The 17,310-nt window shown below is 34.6% G+C and carries 16 protein-coding genes and 1 rRNA gene; 10 read left to right on the top strand and 7 right to left on the bottom strand.

What is annotated here, in order from left to right:
• Window positions 1-82 precede the first annotated feature (82 nt).
• The 5 genes from jag to rpmH all read right to left on the bottom strand — a co-directional run bounded on the left by jag (window position 83) and on the right by rpmH (window position 2,265).
• Complete coding sequence (gene jag, locus KHM83_RS07545; RefSeq protein WP_213236390.1) at window positions 83-721, bottom strand: RNA-binding cell elongation regulator Jag/EloR; 639 nt, start codon at window positions 719-721, stop codon at window positions 83-85.
• A gap of 2 nt (window positions 722-723) precedes the next feature.
• Window positions 724-1,443, bottom strand: coding sequence for a YidC/Oxa1 family membrane protein insertase (locus KHM83_RS07540; RefSeq protein ID WP_213236389.1), 720 nt, complete (start codon window positions 1,441-1,443; stop codon window positions 724-726).
• 18 nt (window positions 1,444-1,461) lie between these two features.
• Window positions 1,462-1,671 (bottom strand): membrane protein insertion efficiency factor YidD, encoded by a 210-nt coding sequence (gene yidD / locus KHM83_RS07535; protein ID WP_213236388.1) that lies wholly within the window; start codon window positions 1,669-1,671, stop codon window positions 1,462-1,464.
• A 13-nt stretch (window positions 1,672-1,684) separates the two neighbouring features.
• On the bottom strand, window positions 1,685-2,005 hold the full coding sequence (gene rnpA / locus KHM83_RS07530) for a ribonuclease P protein component (protein ID WP_213236387.1): 321 nt from the start codon (window positions 2,003-2,005) through the stop codon (window positions 1,685-1,687).
• Between the two features lie 125 nt (window positions 2,006-2,130).
• Window positions 2,131-2,265, bottom strand: coding sequence for a 50S ribosomal protein L34 (rpmH, locus tag KHM83_RS07525; protein WP_213236386.1), 135 nt, complete (start codon window positions 2,263-2,265; stop codon window positions 2,131-2,133).
• 615 nt (window positions 2,266-2,880) lie between these two features.
• On the opposite strand from rpmH, the gene dnaA reads away from it, so the two are divergent.
• The 6 genes from dnaA (at window position 2,881) to gyrA (ending at window position 11,379) form a co-directional block, all read left to right on the top strand.
• Complete coding sequence (dnaA, locus tag KHM83_RS07520; protein ID WP_213236385.1) at window positions 2,881-4,209, top strand: chromosomal replication initiator protein DnaA; 1,329 nt, start codon at window positions 2,881-2,883, stop codon at window positions 4,207-4,209.
• 223 nt (window positions 4,210-4,432) lie between these two features.
• Window positions 4,433-5,539, top strand: a complete 1,107-nt coding sequence (gene dnaN / locus KHM83_RS07515; RefSeq protein WP_213236384.1) for a DNA polymerase III subunit beta — start codon at window positions 4,433-4,435, stop codon at window positions 5,537-5,539.
• A gap of 16 nt (window positions 5,540-5,555) precedes the next feature.
• Window positions 5,556-5,798: an RNA-binding S4 domain-containing protein gene (locus KHM83_RS07510; protein WP_213236383.1), complete on the top strand. Its 243-nt coding sequence runs from the start codon at window positions 5,556-5,558 to the stop codon at window positions 5,796-5,798.
• Window positions 5,799-5,802: 4 nt separating this feature from the next.
• Window positions 5,803-6,912: a DNA replication/repair protein RecF gene (recF, locus tag KHM83_RS07505; RefSeq protein ID WP_213236382.1), complete on the top strand. Its 1,110-nt coding sequence runs from the start codon at window positions 5,803-5,805 to the stop codon at window positions 6,910-6,912.
• A 9-nt stretch (window positions 6,913-6,921) separates the two neighbouring features.
• Window positions 6,922-8,835 carry a DNA topoisomerase (ATP-hydrolyzing) subunit B gene (gene gyrB, locus KHM83_RS07500; protein WP_213236381.1) on the top strand — a complete coding sequence of 638 codons (1,914 nt, stop codon included), beginning with the start codon at window positions 6,922-6,924 and terminating at the stop codon, window positions 8,833-8,835.
• A 48-nt stretch (window positions 8,836-8,883) separates the two neighbouring features.
• The gene (gyrA, locus tag KHM83_RS07495; protein WP_343213130.1) at window positions 8,884-11,379 is read left to right on the top strand and encodes a DNA gyrase subunit A; all 2,496 of its coding nucleotides are present in this window, start codon (window positions 8,884-8,886) and stop codon (window positions 11,377-11,379) included.
• A 175-nt stretch (window positions 11,380-11,554) separates the two neighbouring features.
• On the opposite strand, the gene KHM83_RS07490 is transcribed toward gyrA, so the two are convergent.
• Window positions 11,555-13,192 carry a hypothetical protein gene (locus KHM83_RS07490; protein WP_213236380.1) on the bottom strand — a complete coding sequence of 546 codons (1,638 nt, stop codon included), beginning with the start codon at window positions 13,190-13,192 and terminating at the stop codon, window positions 11,555-11,557.
• Window positions 13,193-13,426: 234 nt separating this feature from the next.
• Between KHM83_RS07490 and KHM83_RS07485 the strand changes: the two genes are divergently transcribed.
• Genes KHM83_RS07485 through KHM83_RS07475 form a run of 3 tightly spaced genes read left to right on the top strand, consistent with a single transcriptional unit; the run spans window position 13,427 to window position 14,999 of the window.
• Window positions 13,427-13,741, top strand: coding sequence for an STAS domain-containing protein (locus KHM83_RS07485; RefSeq protein WP_213236379.1), 315 nt, complete (start codon window positions 13,427-13,429; stop codon window positions 13,739-13,741).
• Window positions 13,742-13,770: 29 nt separating this feature from the next.
• Window positions 13,771-14,169: an ATP-binding protein gene (locus tag KHM83_RS07480; RefSeq protein WP_213236378.1), complete on the top strand. Its 399-nt coding sequence runs from the start codon at window positions 13,771-13,773 to the stop codon at window positions 14,167-14,169.
• Window positions 14,170-14,201: 32 nt separating this feature from the next.
• Complete coding sequence (locus tag KHM83_RS07475) at window positions 14,202-14,999, top strand: SigB/SigF/SigG family RNA polymerase sigma factor (protein ID WP_343213127.1); 798 nt, start codon at window positions 14,202-14,204, stop codon at window positions 14,997-14,999.
• A 115-nt stretch (window positions 15,000-15,114) separates the two neighbouring features.
• Here KHM83_RS07475 and trpS read toward each other — a convergent pair whose 3' ends face one another.
• Window positions 15,115-16,101: a tryptophan--tRNA ligase gene (trpS, locus tag KHM83_RS07470; RefSeq protein WP_213236376.1), complete on the bottom strand. Its 987-nt coding sequence runs from the start codon at window positions 16,099-16,101 to the stop codon at window positions 15,115-15,117.
• 994 nt (window positions 16,102-17,095) lie between these two features.
• On the opposite strand from trpS, the gene KHM83_RS07465 reads away from it, so the two are divergent.
• Window positions 17,096-17,310: ribosomal RNA gene (locus tag KHM83_RS07465) — 16S ribosomal RNA — on the top strand; the annotation flags it as partial.

Below are 17,310 nucleotides of genomic sequence, written 5' to 3'. Positions count from 1 at the left end.
CCGCGTTTACAATTTCCTTATTTAATTAAAATAAACCCAGTTTGCACTGGGTCACTTGTAATCATTTTTGACAACTATTTTCCTAATTAGCGGATTTTGACTTTTTATAGTCATAGTATATCACTACTTTTCTGTTAGGCTCATCACCTTCAGATTTTGTACTAACATATGGATTACCTTGAAGTGCTGAATGTATAATTCTCCGTTCGTATGGATTCATTGGCTCCAATACGACATTTTTTCTCGATTTTTTAACTTTATAAGCTAATTTTCCCGCAAGATTTTCCAGAGTCTCCTTACGCTTCATTCGGTAATTTTCGGTGTCAAGTATAACGCGAATATATTCCTCACGACCTTTATTAACAACTAAACTAATTAAATATTGAATGGAATCCAGTGTTTGACCACGCTTACCAATTAAAATTGCCATATCTTCACCTTCCATGTTAATAGAAAGTGTTTCATCAGTCATTTCAGCTGTAATACTTGCTTCAATATGCATTTCATTTAACATTTGGCTTAAAAATTGAACCGCTTTATCGCCAGCATTTTCCTTTTTAAAAACTTTCAATTTTGTATCTTTGGCACCAATGCCGAAAAAACCCTTAGCACCTTCCTCAATCACTTCAAAGTCAATTTCTTCCCGTGTCGCGTCAAGTTCTATAAGTGCAAGCCTTATTGCTTCTTCGACACTTTTGCCCGTCGTTTCGACATATTTCATGTCTAAGCTTCCCCCTTAGTTTGTCTATTCATAAAGTATTGTTGACCTATTTGGAATATATTACCGATTGTCCAATATAAGATCAAACCTGCTGACATCGTTTTACCCCATAATAAAATCATGACCGGAAAAATTGTCTGCATTACTTTTAACTGCGTATTTTGAGCTGCATTAGATGTTGTTTGCGCAGCATTCATAGACTTCATTTGGAAGTAGGTGAGAACAGCAGACGTGATTGGCAACAGTCCTGGTAATGTAACAAGCCATTCTGGACCATTAGGTATTACATTCTTTAATAAATCCGGTTGGGATAAATTCGGAACCCACAAAAAAAAGTCCTGAGTCGCACGTGCGAGCAATTCTGGATTATTTACGAAAACATATGTTTCCGGTTGTCTGAGTGCCGTAAACAAACCGATAATAATCGGAAATTGGATTAAAAGCGGCAGACAACCACTTAGTGGATTATAATTGTGTTCCTTATAAAGTTCCATCAATAACTGGTTCTGTTTTTCCTGATTGCCTTTATACTTATCTTGTATCTCTTTTATCTTAGGCTGCAAAGCCGACATTTCCTTCGAAGACTTAATTTGTTTAATTGTAAATGGCATCAATATTAATTTTGTAATGAGTGTAAATAGTATAATTGATATACCATAATCTTGAACAAATTGAAAGATCATGCCCAACAGATATCCAAAAACCTTTGCAAATATAGACAACAGTCGTTCCTCCTAATATTAGTCTAACGGATCATATCCTCCAGGATGAAATGGGTGACATTTTGAAATACGTTTAATGCTCAGATATCCACCTTTCAAAGCACCATACTTTTCAATCGCCTGGAGGGCATACTGAGAACACGTCGGCTGAAAACGACAATGATGGCCTAAAAATGGAGATATGAACCCACGATAAAACTTTATCATATATATCATAACATATTTCATCACAAACACACTTCTATCTTAATTTTTTTAATAGAAAATTCATAGATTTTTCAATTGTTGGATAAGCCGCATTGTTTGCACGTACACGCGCTATAAAAACAATGTCATAATGATTTTCCAGATTGGCATTTAATCGAAATGCTTCTTTAATTAATCGCTTAACACGATTTCTGACGACACTTTTTCCGACTTTTTTACTCACGGAAACGCCAACTCTGGTTTCGCCCGAATTATTTGGTAAATAATAAAGTACCAGGTACTTATCTGCATAAGATTTTCCCCTCTTGTACACACGACTAAAATCAGAGGACTTTTTAAGTCTCATATAGACCATTTCAGCACCTCATAAGAAATATACTATTATAATATAGTAAGCTTCTACTACATTATGCTAATACATTCATATACTTTTTCTAACTTTGCTTATAAAAAAAGACCACTGACTGCGGTCTTTTTTCTTTAAGCAGATAATTTTTTTCTACCTCTTCTTCTTCGCGCCTTGATAATATTTCTACCAGAGCTTGTTTTCATTCTTTTTCTAAAACCATGCTCGACTTTTCTTTGTCGTTTTTTTGGTTGTAAAGTCATTTTCATCTTAAAACACCTCCCTTTCATTACCTTCATTTATATTAAAAAATAAATTACGCAACTCTGCTAAAACATTATAACGTGTCGCCCCATTCATGTCAAGCAATTGAAATATAAAGGCAAGATAGCCAAACCATTAGAAAACAATGGCATATATAGTAACCAATTTTACTCAATATCATCTATCTAGTAGGTGCTGTTGAAAAAATGTGCACAATATTCACAGGATATCCACAAAAAAAGCATTATTTAGCCTAAAAATATTTTAAAATAAATCATCCACAATGAAAAAAAACGAAATTTTACAATCTTTTTTGTGGATAAGTTTGAAATCAAAAAGAGAATTTGATAAAATATGATTTATTAACACGACAAAAATTAAAGACGTTAAGTTGCTGTGGATAAGTATGAAATGTTCATTATTTATCAATTTTTTTTGACTTTTTGCATTTTTCATTGTTGATATTGTTGATAAATTTGACCCTTTTTTGTTGATAACTCTAATTTCATAAATTTATCCACATTTTTTTTAACGTTATTTTTTAATAGTTTTTATCAATATCAATATATATTTTTATCCACATTTCTTTTTGAAACTGTGGATAAGTGGGAGGATAATACATGGATAACACATTAACTGTCATTTGGGATGAAGCAAGGGAAATAATGCGCAACGAACTCATGCCCGTGAGTTTTAGTACATGGATAGAAACCATCGAGCCAATTGCGATTGAAGGGAATACGCTCATTCTTCAAACGACGGGTAATTTAAATAGAAATGTCCTTGAGACACGTTATAACGATCTCATTAAAAACACCATCAAACACGTTGCAAACAAAGAATACCTTATTAAATACATCATTCCAGAAGAAAATATTATTGATAAATCTAAAGATAACAAAGACAATGGCGATTTATTTGACGCCACTAATCTCAACCCTAAATACGTCTTTAATGAATTTGTCGTCGGCAACAGCAATCGCTTTGCCCATGCCGCGTCACTTGCCGTAGCAGAAGCTCCTGCCAAAGCTTATAATCCACTGTTTATCTATGGTGGTGTCGGCCTTGGCAAAACACACTTAATGCATGCTATCGGTCATTATATTCTCTCTCAGGATAAAAATGCCAAAATCTATTATGTTTCAAGTGAAAAATTTACAAATGAACTCATTAACTCTATCAAAGATGATAAAAATGAAGAATTTAGAAATAAATATCGAACCGTCGATGTTTTACTTGTCGATGATATTCAGTTTATTGCAGGAAAGGAAAGAACTCAGGAAGAATTTTTCCATACGTTTAATGCCCTTCACGAAGCTAATAAACAGATTATTGTATCATCAGATAGGCCCCCAAAAGAAATACCAACACTTGAAGATCGATTGAGATCACGCTTTGAATGGGGGTTAATTACCGATATTCAGGCACCTGATTTTGAAACGCGCATTGCCATTCTCAGAAAAAAATCAGAACGCGATAAGGTCGAAATTCCAAATGAAGTTTTTGAGTTCATTGCGACACGTATTAAATCCAATATTCGCGAACTCGAAGGTGCACTGAATCGTGTGATTGCTTATTCTACATTGACAAAAAGGGAAGTTGATATTGCACTTGCCAATGAAGCTCTTAAAGATCTTATCACGGCTGCCCGTGCCAGAAAAATAGATGTTGATTTAATCAAAACAACGGTTGCAGAGTATTTCAATATAAAAATAGAAGATTTTGAATCAAAAAAACGTACGCGGCAAATTGCCTATCCAAGACAAGTAGCCATGTATATTTCCAGAGAGCTGACAGATATGTCACTTCCAAAAATCGGAGAAGAATTTGGCGGCAGGGATCATACGACCGTTATTCATGCCTGCGATAAAATCAATAACGATATCAGCGTTAATTATGAATTTAAACAAAAAATTGACAGTATAATAAAGGAAATAAAAGGTGAGTAAAGAGATGGTGATATGTTGATAATATCACTGTGTATAACTTTGAAATAACAGAAAGTTATCACCATGTGAACAACATCCTTTTTTATCATTTTTTATTCACAGGCAAAAAGAATACTTTTTTAGCTGCTGATTTGTTTTGAGGTGGTTTTCCACAAATCAACAGCCCCTATTACTATTACTATATAAATAACTTATTTTTTATCTATAAAAGAGGAGGCGCCAAATGAAATTTATTTGTCAGCAACAAGCAATATCACAAGCAATAAACATGGTGTCAAAAGCCGTATCTGGAAAGACGACGCTCCCCATTCTCTCTGGTATTTTTTTTGAAGCGAAAGATGGCCAGTTAAGACTTATTGGGAATGATTTGAATTTATCCATCGAAACGTATATAGAAGCAGAAGTAATTGAAGCCGGCAATACTGTTATTCCTGCAAGACTTTTTACTGAACTTATCAAAAAACTGCCTAGCAGCGATGTAACCTTTGATATCAATGATGCCAATGTTGCAACCATTAGTTGTGAAGATTCTGATTTCAAAATTGTTGGACTTCCAGGCAATGAGTATCCTGAATTACCAATTATTGAAGAAGAAAAAACAATCGCAATCGACAAAACGCTATTTTGCAATATGATTAGACAAACGAGTTTTGCCATATCTCAAGATGAATCCAGACCTGTTTTAACAGGTGCACTTTTAGAAATGAATGATGGCAAATTGAGTATGGTTGCCATTGATGGTTTTAGAATGGCTATAAAAAATGCGACGATTAAATCTGATTTGAGCAGCAAGGCAGTTGTTCCTGGAAGAACGCTTAATGAAATCAATAAACTTTTTTCCGGCAGTGATGCAAAAGGGGATTTAAAAATTTCATTTGATGACAAACAAGCACTTTTCTCAACGAGCCAGCTTCGGATCTATTCGAGACTTCTAGCAGGTGAGTTTATCAATTATAATCAAATATTGCCTTCTGAACATAAATCAACGGTTCGCGTTGATACGGATAAACTTTTGACTTCTATTGATCGTTCGTTCTTAATGGCGCGTGAAAATAAAAATGTCGCCATTAAACTGGAAATTAAAGATGACTTTTTAACGATTTCATCAAATTCAGAAATGGGGAGTTCACTGGAAAAAATTCATATTAATCTTGAGGGACATGATTTGGAAATAGGTTTCAACCCTAAATACCTGATGGATGCGTTAAAAATTATCGACAGTGAAGAAGTATATCTCGAATTTAATAATAATGTTAGTCCATGTATTATGAAACCAGTTGATAACGATTATTATACCTATCTTGTATTGCCTTGTCGCATTTCAAAATAATGAGGAGAATAAATAAATGCAAATTGTAGAAATAAAAACGCCGTTTATTAAATTAGATCAGCTGTTAAAATATGCAGCGATCGTCGATAGCGGCGGATTTGCAAAATTGCTTATCACAGAAGGTTATGTTACCATCAATCAGACGCCCTGTCTTGAACGCGGTAAAAAAGTGAGAGATGGTGATGTCGTAGAGGTAATAATTCCTAATGATAACGGTGAAATCGAAACACAAATTGTCTTAAAAATTCAAGGAAGGTGACGCTTTGAGGTTAAAGTCCATCAAGCTCAAGCATTATCGAAACTATGAACAGGCACAGCTAAAATTTGACCCGTATTTAAATTTAATTATTGGCGATAATGCACAAGGGAAGACTAATTTACTTGAAGCTGTTTATGTTTCAGGTTTTGGTAAATCTTTTCGAACCAATAAGGAAAGTGAGCTCGTCGGTTTTAATCGGGATATGGCATATGTTTCTATCGAAATAGAACGCGATAATCATATTGTCGATCGAATAGAATACCGTATTAATCATCAGTCAAAAAAAGAATTTTTAATTAATGGGATCAATATCACTAAAATTTCAGAGTTACTGGGTTCGATCAATTTAATTCTTTTTTATCCTGATGATTTAAAACTCATCAAAGATAGCCCAGTTGAAAGACGTCGTTTTCTAAATCGTGAATTATCACATATCAGCAAAATATATTGCGGCGATATCATTGAATACAATCGAATTTTGCTGCAGCGCAATGAACTGTTAAAAAAAATTCAATCTAGCAAAGACTGGTATGATATGCTGGATGTCTATGATGAACAGTTGAGTGAAAAGGGAAGCCGCATTATTGCTAAACGCATGTCCTTTACGGAGAAACTCAATCGAATAAGTCATGAAATTCATTCGAATCTTACTGAATCAAAAGAAAATTTAACAATACAATACGTAACTACTGTCAAGAATCTCGATAATTATGATAAAATAAAGGGTGACTTGATTGATCAATTAAATAAACAGCGAGAAGTTGATATTAGGCGAGGCTTTACTTCTGTAGGCCCTCATCGTGATGATCTGGATATTTTGGTAAATGATATCAACATTAAATCCTTTGGCTCTCAAGGACAGCAGCGCACTGCTGCACTTTCATTAAAGTTATCAGAAATAGAAATCGTTAAAGAAGAGGTGGGTGAATATCCCATTTTATTGCTTGACGATGTGATGAGCGAGTTGGATATCAAAAGACAACGTGACTTGATATATGCATTAAAGGATGTTCAAACCATTGTAACGACAACAGATTTAAAGAATTTACTGGACGATTATATCAATAATGGCAAGATCATTGAAATCGAGCATGGAAGTGTTTTGAACACATAGGAGGTTAGAATGTCAAATCAATCGTATAATGCTGATCAGATTCAGGTTCTAGAGGGCTTGGAAGCTGTTCGCAAGCGTCCGGGAATGTACATTGGTTCAACCAGTGCACGCGGATTGCATCATCTCGTTTACGAGATTGTTGATAACAGCGTCGACGAAGCATTGGCGGGATACTGCAAAAAAATCAGCATTAGCATAGAGGATGAAAATATTGTCACTGTTGAAGATGATGGCCGTGGGATGCCTATTGATATGCATCCTAAAATGGGAAAGCCAGCTGTCGAAGTTATTCATACAGTGCTTCACGCCGGGGGTAAATTTGGCGGTGGCGGTTATAAAGTATCCGGTGGCCTCCATGGTGTTGGTGCTTCGGTTGTCAATGCTTTATCAGAATGGTTTAATGTTGAAGTCAAAAGAGATGGTAAAGTATATGCCATTGGTTTTGAACGCGGCTTAACAACAAAGCCGCTTGAAGTCATTGGGACTTATGATGACAATGAAATTGCGGGTACAAAAACGTCATTTAAAGCAGATTCTTTAATATTTGAAGTGCTTGAATATGACTTTGGCGTATTGGAATCGCGTATACGCGAACTGGCCTTTTTAAATAAAGGCATTGAGATTATCATAGCTGATCGACGAACAGATAAGCAAAAGACATCTCGTTTCTTCTATGAAGGTGGTATTAAAGAATTTGTGAGCTATTTGAATGTTAATCGGACACCAATTCAAGAAGATATCATTTATTCCGAACAATTTTCTGAAGGCAGTACGGTTGAAATAGCCATGCAATATACAGACGGCTACTCGGAAAATCTCTTTACATTTGCCAATAACATCAATACACATGAGGGCGGGACACACCTCGTTGGTTTTAAATCTGCTCTAACGCGTGTCATTAACGACTACGGGCGAAAAAAGAGTATTTTAAAAGAGAAAGATGAAAATTTAACTGGCGAAGACGTTCGGGAAGGTTTGACAGCCATTATTTCGGTAAAACTTGAAGAACCTCAATTTGAAGGTCAAACGAAAACAAAACTTGGAAACAGCGAAATTAGAGGAATTGTCGAATCGATTGCCTCTGATATGATGCAAAATTATCTAGAAGAAAATCCAAATCAGGCAAAAGTGATTATAGAAAAATGTGTACGTTCTGCAAAAGCAAGAGAAGCGGCACGAAAGGCAAGGGAACTGACGAGGCGTAAAGGTGTTTTAGATGGTTTAACTTTACCCGGAAAACTGGCGGATTGTTCTGAAAGAGATCCACTAAAATCAGAAATTTACCTTGTGGAAGGTGATTCTGCCGGTGGTTCCGCTAAACTCGGTAGAGATCGTGCAACACAGGCTATTTTACCGCTTCGTGGTAAAATAATGAATGTTGAAAAAGCGAACTTTTCTAGAATCTTTAATTCGACAGAAATCAGAGCAATGATTACCGCTTTTGGCTGTGGTATTGGTGAAGATTTTGATATCTCTAAATTGCGATATGATAAAATTTTTATCATGACTGATGCCGATGTAGACGGTGCTCATATTCGAACGCTGCTATTGACATTCTTTTTCAGATTTATGCGACCGCTCATTGAGCAGGGCAAAGTTTACATTGCTTTACCGCCGCTTTATAAAGTCAAGAAGAACAAGAGTATTTATTACACTTATTCAGATAAAGAGTTAAATCAATTATTAAGTGAAATCGGCAGACAGGGCATATCACTTCAGCGTTACAAAGGTCTTGGTGAAATGAATGCCGAACAGCTTTGGACGACGACAATGGATCCTCAAGTTAGGACGATTATTAATGTCACGATAGATGATGCTGTTGAAGCAGACCTTATTTTTTCAACCTTAATGGGTGAAAAAGTTGAACCACGCCGTGAATTTATTGAATTAAATGCAAAATATGTTACAAATCTTGATGTCTAGGAGGAAACAGCGTTGAGTGATAAATCAAACGATATCGATCAAGAGGAAATCAACGAATCGTTAAATCAAAATGAAACCATCATTCATGTAGACATTATGGATGAAATGCGCAAATCCTATATTGAGTATGCGATGAGTGTTATTGTCAGCCGTGCGCTTCCAGATGTTAGAGATGGCTTAAAGCCAGTTCACAGGCGTATATTGTATGCAATGAATGAAATTAATTTTACCTATGATAAACCGCATCGAAAATCAGCACGTATTGTCGGGGAAGTTATTGGTAAATACCATCCACATGGTGATTCGTCTATTTATAATGCAATGGTGCGGTTTGCACAAGACTTTTCAATGCGTTATCAGCTTGTTGACGGCCACGGAAACTTTGGTTCCATTGACGGTGATGGTGCTGCAGCCATGCGTTATACAGAGGCGAGAATGACGAAACTTGCCGGTGAGCTTTTAAAAGATATTGAAAAAGACACGATTGATTATAGTCCTAACTTTGATGAAACGGAAAAAGAACCTCAAGTATTACCAAGCCGTTTTCCAAATTTACTCGTCAATGGTTCAAATGGTATTGCCGTTGGGATGGCAACGTCAATTCCACCGCATAATCTAGGTGAAGTCATTGATGGGGTTATTAAACTCATTGACGATCCTGAGACAGACGTTTATGAACTCATGGAACTTATTAAAGGCCCCGATTTTCCAACAAGTGCTGAAATTATGGGTGTTGAGGGCATTAAACGTGCATACCGCACAGGTCGAAGCCGAATCATTTTAAGATCCAAAGCCGAAATTGAAGAAATGAAAAATGGCAAGAGTCGAATTGTCGTTACAGAAATTCCATATCAAGTCAATAAATCAAAGTTGATTGAAGGCATAGCAGATCTCGTCCGAAATAAGCGCGTTGACGGTATTACTGATCTAAGAGATGAAAGTAATCGAAATGGTATTCGAATCGTTATAGAACTCCGAAAAGACGTCAATGCGAATATCATGCTCAATCAACTCTATAAAAATTCTCAGTTGCAAGTTACTTACAGCATTATCATGCTGGCACTTGTAGGCGGAGAACCAAAAGTACTTAATTTAAAGCAAATGCTTGTTGAATATATTAAACACCAGCGAATTGTTGAAACGAGGCGTGTTCAATTTGACCTAAAAAAAGCGCAGGATCGTGCGCATATTTTGGAAGGATTGCGCATTGCCATTGATAACATCGATGAAATTATCAAAATAATTCGCGCATCTTACAATGATGCAGAACTGCGTCTGATGGAACGTTTTAACCTTAGTGAGATTCAGGCAAAAGCTATTGTCGATATGCGTCTGAGGAGACTGCAGGGACTTGAACGTGAAAAAATTGAAAATGAGTATCAGGAAATTAAAAAACTGATTGCTTATCTTGAAGATTTGTTGGCAAATGATCATAAATTAATGAATATTATCCGAGAAGATCTATTGAGAATTAAAAAGCAATACGGTGATGAGCGACGTACGATAATTAGTATTAATCCTGATGAAATTGACTATGAAGATCTCATTGAAGAGGATGAAGTCATTATAACCTTAACACATGCTGGTTATATTAAGCGTGTCTCTACAGGCGAATACGTTTCACAAAAACGCGGTGGAAGAGGTAAAACGGGGCTTTCTACAAGAGAAGAAGATTTTGTTAAGGATATATTTACGACCTCAACACATGATTATTTGCTCTTCTTTACGAATCGAGGCAAAGTTTATCGCATGAAGGCATATATGATACCAGAGGGATCTAGAATTTCAAAGGGATCTGCTATCGTCAACATGCTGCCGCTAGAGAGTGAGGAATTCGTATCGGCGATTGTACCAATTAAAGACTTTGACAATGGCTTTTTGACACTATGCACCAAGTATGGTGTCATCAAAAAAACGACACTTGATCAATTTGATACATCTCGTAAAACAGGACTCATTGCAATTAATCTAAATGAAGATGACCAATTGATTTCTGTTAAAAAGACCACGGGTAATGATGAATTAATCGTTGTGACGACAAAGGGCAAATCAATTAGATTTGATGAAAATGATGTACGCCCAATGGGAAGAACAGCAACAGGTGTCCGTGCAATTAAACTTATGGATCGTGATTATGTTATTGACATGGACATTGTTTTAGAAGAAAGTAAGTTGCTTGTTGTTTCTGAAAATGGCTACGGAAAACGAACACCGCTTTCCGAATATCGTCAGCAGACGCGTGGCGGCAAGGGGATTATGACTTATAATCTCAATAGTAAAACTGGCAATGTCATTGGTGCAAAAGTGACACAGGATCATGAAGACCTTATGATTATTAATGACAGTGGCGTTCTTATTCGTATTAAAATAGACGAAATCAGTATTACAGGCCGTATTGCTTCTGGCGTCAAGCTCATGCGCGTTGACGATGATACCAAACTCGTTTCAATTGCAAAAATTGAAGAAGGTGAAGAGGACGACGAAGTTGAAGAAGTTGTTTTAGAAGATACAGAAGCGGTTGAAGAAACACCGCCAGAATCTTAAGCTGATTTTGAAAGTTATTTCTGAATTCAGATCATTCAAAAAGTCTTGAGCTCAAATACTTTTTAAATAAGATTTAAATCAAAAAATCCAGGTGTATAAATACATCTGGATTTTTATATGCAATATTTCTTAAATGACAAGTTGTAATATCAATATAGAAAATTAAAGATTAAGATTAAAGATACATAACCGTATAGATGACAAAATAAAATAATATTTGTATCAGTTCCATTGCATAAAAAAATGCAAACTGATTAATAAAGTAAGGATTAATTTTGCGCTGTGTATAATAATTTAAACAGCCAAGGCTAATGAGCGATGTAAAAATGCCAAATAAGATAAGATTAAAAGCATTTGCAATATGATAAGGCTCTGCACCTAATCCCATATTGGCAATGATAAAATCGCTGTGATTGCTATAAAAATAGTAGACTTTTGAAAGAAGGTAAACACCAATTGCTATCCATAGCATTTTTTTTTGATTTTTTTCAGCCCATGACATTTTGAAAATAGCAATTGGTAAAATAATGATGACAACTGGAAAAACGAGTAAAATTAATGGTGCAAAAAGTGCCATTAAACTTGCAGGAATATACGTTAAACTATTAAATAAAATAGACAAAAACTGATCACTAGAAAAATGTCGACTTTTAATCATTAAATCTGGTTGATTGCTATTGACATAAAGTGTATTGACACCATTTGCATATTCATTGCTAATAAGGTATTGATACGCATTAAAATTGACAAGTATTTTATTTGGTGCGTAATATTGAGAATTGGTTAATGGCGTTGTGATCATATCAAAAGTTGGAGAGATGAGTATATTATTAAATGATTTTGCTTGAGAACCTACATCCGTTTTACCAATAAAACTTAAATCATTAAAAGTTAAAACCGTCTGGTGATTAAAACTGTTAAATTGAAATTTTGGTGAATAACTATTATTAGAGAATTCACTATCTGCTGTAATCTGAAGCGTATCTCCAGAAAGCATCAGAAAATTATTTAAATTTTGGCCATATTTTGTGTTTTTAAGCGAAAATATGGTATATAAATTAGCGTCGGCATAATAAGATTCAATTTCTAACGGTACAGTTGCCGAAGGTGATTTTAAAGCTTTTAGTTCATTGAGTACCATCTGATCAGATGCATAATCATAAATGCCGGCATTTGCATAATATTTACCATTATGATAAGTCATTAAAGAAAGATAGAGTTTTTGACTTTCAGGATTAATATCAAAATCAAAACCTTCAACGTCATCTCTTTTAAACATAAAAGATTGTTTTAAGCTGTTAGTATTATAAAAATCATCACCAATCTGGTAAACAGCGTACTGCTTCTTTAATACAATCTGCTCAATATTTGATGCAATAATATCATCAGATGTCATTGTCTTTAAATCTTGATTAAATGATTTTCGAATCAATGTTTTGTTTAAAACGATAAATAAGTCAAAACCACTATCGCTTCGAACAAGTGACATCTGTTCAACTTTCTCATCATTTAAAGATAGAGCATAAGTATAATGATTAATAAGGTCAAATTGTGCATTATAAACTGCTAATTTAAAGATATCATTTACAATTTGACCAATATAAATGAATGAATCATCCGTTTCAATATCGAAATAGGACTGATAATAGGCTTCTGAATCTTCCAGATTTTCAATTCTGTCTATTGCGACTGCCCTTGACCAATTTTCTTTTGGAAAGGCAGTGGCATCTTGGTAAAGAACAGAAAATAGAAATGAAAAGGCAATGATAATTGAAATAGACAAAATAAATTGCCAGCTTTTTAGAAATCGCATAATGCCTCCAATGAACTAAATTTATCATTCAAATAGATGATAATAATGTCTTTTTACTATCATAACAAAAAAGGACATCTGGAAGTACATTAAAACTATTAACAAATATTAATAAAAACGATAAAATAAGATACATGAATGTACCTCATACGGCAGTAAAAAAAAATAGTCGTATTGTTTCGGTCATATAGTATAATGGTATTAGTTCAAGTTTTTAGAAGGAGGTAAAATTCAATGTCTTTAAAGCTCAACTCGAGTTTCAATGATTCGGAAAATTGTTGGGAGATTGAATTAATGGGGGAAATTGATATTAATTCAAAGTCAGTATTAAAAGATGAACTCAACCAGTTAAATGAAAAAAAACAGGCAGATTTCATTTTTAAATGTGAAAACCTCGAATATATCGACAGTACGGGGTTAGGGGTATTAATCAGTTTTTATAAAAATGTGAAGATCGGCAATCATACCGTCATGTTTGAAAAATTAAAACCTAGTATTTTAAAGATTTTTTCATTGACGGGGTTGGATAAAATTTTTTCTATTCGTTAATTTTATGAGAGTAAAGGTGGAGTATCGTGATGAATGATGTCGTAAATTTATCATTGCCTAGTAAGCCTGAATATGTCAGTGTCGCAAGACTGACAGCTTCTTTTGTCGCAAATAAGATGGGGTTTGACATTGAAGCAATTGAGGATATTAAGTTGGCAGTTGGTGAAGCTTGTAACAACGCAGTATTGCATTCGGGTTCGCATGACACGTATAATTTGGAATTTATCCGAAACGATTTGACGTTGGTTATTGAGATCAAGGATTTTGGCGCAGGATTTAATTACAATAATTACGTTGAACCAAAGTTAGAAGAACCCCAAGAGAATGGACTTGGCTTATTTATCATTAAATCTTTAATGGACAATGTTAGTATTGAAACTGGAGAAGGTCACGGAACAAAGATCATAATGAGTAAAATAATTGAGTAATTCAATGACGATTAAATTAGGGGCTGATGTTCATGGATAAAAAAATAAAGAAGAACAAAGATCATCACAATAGCGCTTTTGGTGGCATTGAAACAAAAGAGCTCTTTATGGTCTACAGAGATAATCGGGATATTGAAATCAGAAATGAACTCATCAACCGTCATATGTACATCACAGAAATTTTAGCCAAAAAGTTCATAAACAAAGGCATAGATTATGAAGATATTTATCAAGTAGCTTCATTAGGGCTAATCTATGCAATTGAACGATTTGACGTTGATAAGGGATTTGAGTTTTCTAGTTTTGCAACGCCAACTATCATTGGTGAAATTAAGAAATACTTTAGAGATAAGGGTTGGTCAGTTAGAGTACCAAGAAGAATTCAAGAATTATCCAAGAAAATCAACTTAGCAAAAGCAAAACTTCAACAAGATTTGCAGCGTATTCCGAAAGTCAGTGATATTGCAGAATATTTGAATGTTACAGAAGAGGAAGTCATTGAAGCGATGGAAGCTTCTCAAGTTTATACGCCAAAATCACTGGATGTCACTTATGATTCTTCCGGTGATGATAAAGACATCCAATTACAAGACATTATTGGCAAAGACGATAAATATTTTGACACGATTGAAAATAGAGATTTTATCAGTATGTGTATGAAAAAATTAAATGAAGTTGAAATTAAAATCGTCAATGATCGTTTTTTTGAGAATAAGACGCAAATTCAAGTGGCAGATGAACTCAATGTTTCTCAAATGACCGTTTCTCGAATGGAAAAGAAAATTATTAAAAAATTTCGCAAGGAATTGAATAAACTTAATGAAATTTGATTATTTATAATAGAGCTATAATATATAGTTGATAATAAAAAGGTTGCTTTGCTGTAATTGATACAGTAAAACAACCTTTTAAATACATAATGTGTTTTTTTAATAGATCTCACGATTAGAATGTAACAAATCCAACTTTACTACGGACACGATCTAAAACTTCAGTTGCGATACTATTGGCACGTTCTCTGCCGTTCTTTAAGACATCAATCACGACACCATCATCTAATATGCGCTGATACTCAGTTTGAACTTTGCCAATTTCTAAATTTGCTAATTCAACAAGATCTTTCTTGAGATTGCCGTATCCTTGTCCATCATATTTTTTGACGACTTCTTCAATTGGCAAGCCAGAGAATTGTGCATAAATCGTAAGTAGATTACTGACACCTGGTTTGTTTTCAAGATCATAGGCGATAAAGCCATCACTGTCTGTTGTTGCACGCATAATGGATTTTTTAATTTTTGCAGGTGTATCTAATAAGGTGATTTTAGAAAATTCATTTGGATTACTCTTGCTCATTTTTTGAGTTGGATCATCTAATGACATAATACGTGCACCATCTTCAACTTTTGCAATCATTGGTTCAGGAATGATAAAAGTATCCCCAAATCGATTATTAAAGCGTGTTGCAATATCTCTTGTTAATTCCAAATGTTGTTTCTGATCATTGCCAACAGGCACAAAATTAGCATCATAAAGTAAAATATCGGCAGCCATTAAAACGGGATAAGTGAAAAGACCGGCTGTTACAGTTGTTTTACCAAGAGACTTTTCCTTAAACTGTGTCATGCGATTGAGTTCACCAACATAGGAAAAACAATTTAAGATCCAAGCGAGTTCAGCATGCGCTGAAACTTGAGATTGTACAAATAAGGTCATTTTTTGGGGATCTAAACCAATGGCTAAATAAAGCGCTGCAAGTTCTATCGTTCTTTTTCTCAATTCTTCAGGATCTTGGGGCAATGTAATAGAATGCATATTGACGACACAATAAAAACAGTCTTTATCATCTTGCTGTTTAACAAAGTTTTTCATGGTAATATAATTGCCCAAATGTATTTGACCGGTTGGTTGAACACCGGAAAATATTCTCTGCATCGTAAACGATATCCTCCTTATAATAGTGTAAGAAACGTTAAAATTATTATAAACTTTCTAAAAATGATCGTCAAGGCGCTGAAATATTGAAAACAAATGGATTAAGACAAAGGAAAGTTCATTCTATAAAAGTATGATTTATTTAAGTAGCCACAAAGAAATGAAATAAAACAATAGATAATGAAGAAAGTGAATAAATAGAAAATTTTATATTGCTGAGATAATAATGATAACAAAAGTTTAGATACGTATAATATTTACATAGAAATGATTAATGTATTGATTAATACGAATTAAATGTATTGAATATCAACCTTTGTATGATAAAAAAGAAATTTAAAAAAAGAAGTCGCAAAAGGGTTGACGATAGTATCTGAGTATAGTAAGATAATCAAGTCGCGTCAAGCGGCGTACCAATTGAGCGGAATGTTGAAGAAAAAAAGTGTTGACATGATGAAGCAAAACTGGTAATATATAAAAGCTGTCTGATCCAAATAAACGACTTGTTTTGAAGGGGAAAGAGAGTGAAGAAATAAGATTGACAGATGTTGAGATTGTTTCGGAAAAAGCAAATGTAAGATTTTTAGCTAACGCTAAAAACCGCTTTTCGTACTCGCAGCTTTTTCTAGCGAAAAAGTGCTGTAGCGAAAACGGCGAGAGATAAGGAAGGATTTTGACTAACGTCAAAACCGTTTTTCAAACTCATAACTTTTCTATGAAAAGTTACTGTATTGAAAAACTTCCGTAGGACCTTGAAAATTGAATAGCGCAAATGAATTAAAACACGCAATTCTTTGAGTTTGTGAAATCGAAAGAGGAAGCGACTTAACAGAAAAAAGTGATAAGGTTTCGAGAGAAACCAACGGATAGCAAAGCTGAAAAATAAAGTTTTTTTAGCTGCGCTAAAAATCGTATTGCGATCGACATTTGCTAACGCAAACATCTTTTTCGCAATACTAACGGTTAGCTCATAATGAGTTAAATGGAACAACTTTTAATTAAGAGTTTGATCCTGGCTCAGGATGAACGCTGGCGGCGTGCCTAACACATGCAAGTCGAGCGAGAATTTATGGAATGAACCTTCGGGCGAGTGAAGTAAAGGAAAGCGGCGGACGGGTGAGTAACGCGTGGGTAACCTGCCCCATACAAAGGGATAGCCACTGGAAACGGTGATTAATACCCTATAACCCATTAGTATCGCATGATACA

This window comes from Fusibacter paucivorans (assembly GCF_018390735.1).
Classification (GTDB): domain Bacteria; phylum Bacillota; class Clostridia; order Peptostreptococcales; family Acidaminobacteraceae; genus Fusibacter; species Fusibacter paucivorans.
This window is presented reverse-complemented; position numbering and strand designations above follow the sequence as displayed.

Excerpts from the sequence above, each read along its gene's own strand:
- jag (WP_213236390.1), bottom strand. The coding sequence starts at position 721 with ATGAAATATGTCGAAACGACGGGCAAAAGTGTCGAAGAAGCAATAAGG.
- yidD (WP_213236388.1), bottom strand. The coding sequence starts at position 1,671 with ATGAAATATGTTATGATATATATGATAAAGTTTTATCGTGGGTTCATA.
- rnpA (WP_213236387.1), bottom strand. The coding sequence starts at position 2,005 with ATGGTCTATATGAGACTTAAAAAGTCCTCTGATTTTAGTCGTGTGTAC.
- rpmH (WP_213236386.1), bottom strand. The coding sequence starts at position 2,265 with ATGAAAATGACTTTACAACCAAAAAAACGACAAAGAAAAGTCGAGCAT.
- dnaA (WP_213236385.1), top strand. The coding sequence starts at position 2,881 with ATGGATAACACATTAACTGTCATTTGGGATGAAGCAAGGGAAATAATG.
- dnaN (WP_213236384.1), top strand. The coding sequence starts at position 4,433 with ATGAAATTTATTTGTCAGCAACAAGCAATATCACAAGCAATAAACATG.
- KHM83_RS07510 (WP_213236383.1), top strand. The coding sequence starts at position 5,556 with ATGCAAATTGTAGAAATAAAAACGCCGTTTATTAAATTAGATCAGCTG.
- gyrB (WP_213236381.1), top strand. The coding sequence starts at position 6,922 with ATGTCAAATCAATCGTATAATGCTGATCAGATTCAGGTTCTAGAGGGC.
- KHM83_RS07490 (WP_213236380.1), bottom strand. The coding sequence starts at position 13,192 with ATGCGATTTCTAAAAAGCTGGCAATTTATTTTGTCTATTTCAATTATC.
- KHM83_RS07485 (WP_213236379.1), top strand. The coding sequence starts at position 13,427 with ATGTCTTTAAAGCTCAACTCGAGTTTCAATGATTCGGAAAATTGTTGG.
- KHM83_RS07480 (WP_213236378.1), top strand. The coding sequence starts at position 13,771 with ATGAATGATGTCGTAAATTTATCATTGCCTAGTAAGCCTGAATATGTC.
- KHM83_RS07475 (WP_343213127.1), top strand. The coding sequence starts at position 14,202 with ATGGATAAAAAAATAAAGAAGAACAAAGATCATCACAATAGCGCTTTT.
- trpS (WP_213236376.1), bottom strand. The coding sequence starts at position 16,101 with ATGCAGAGAATATTTTCCGGTGTTCAACCAACCGGTCAAATACATTTG.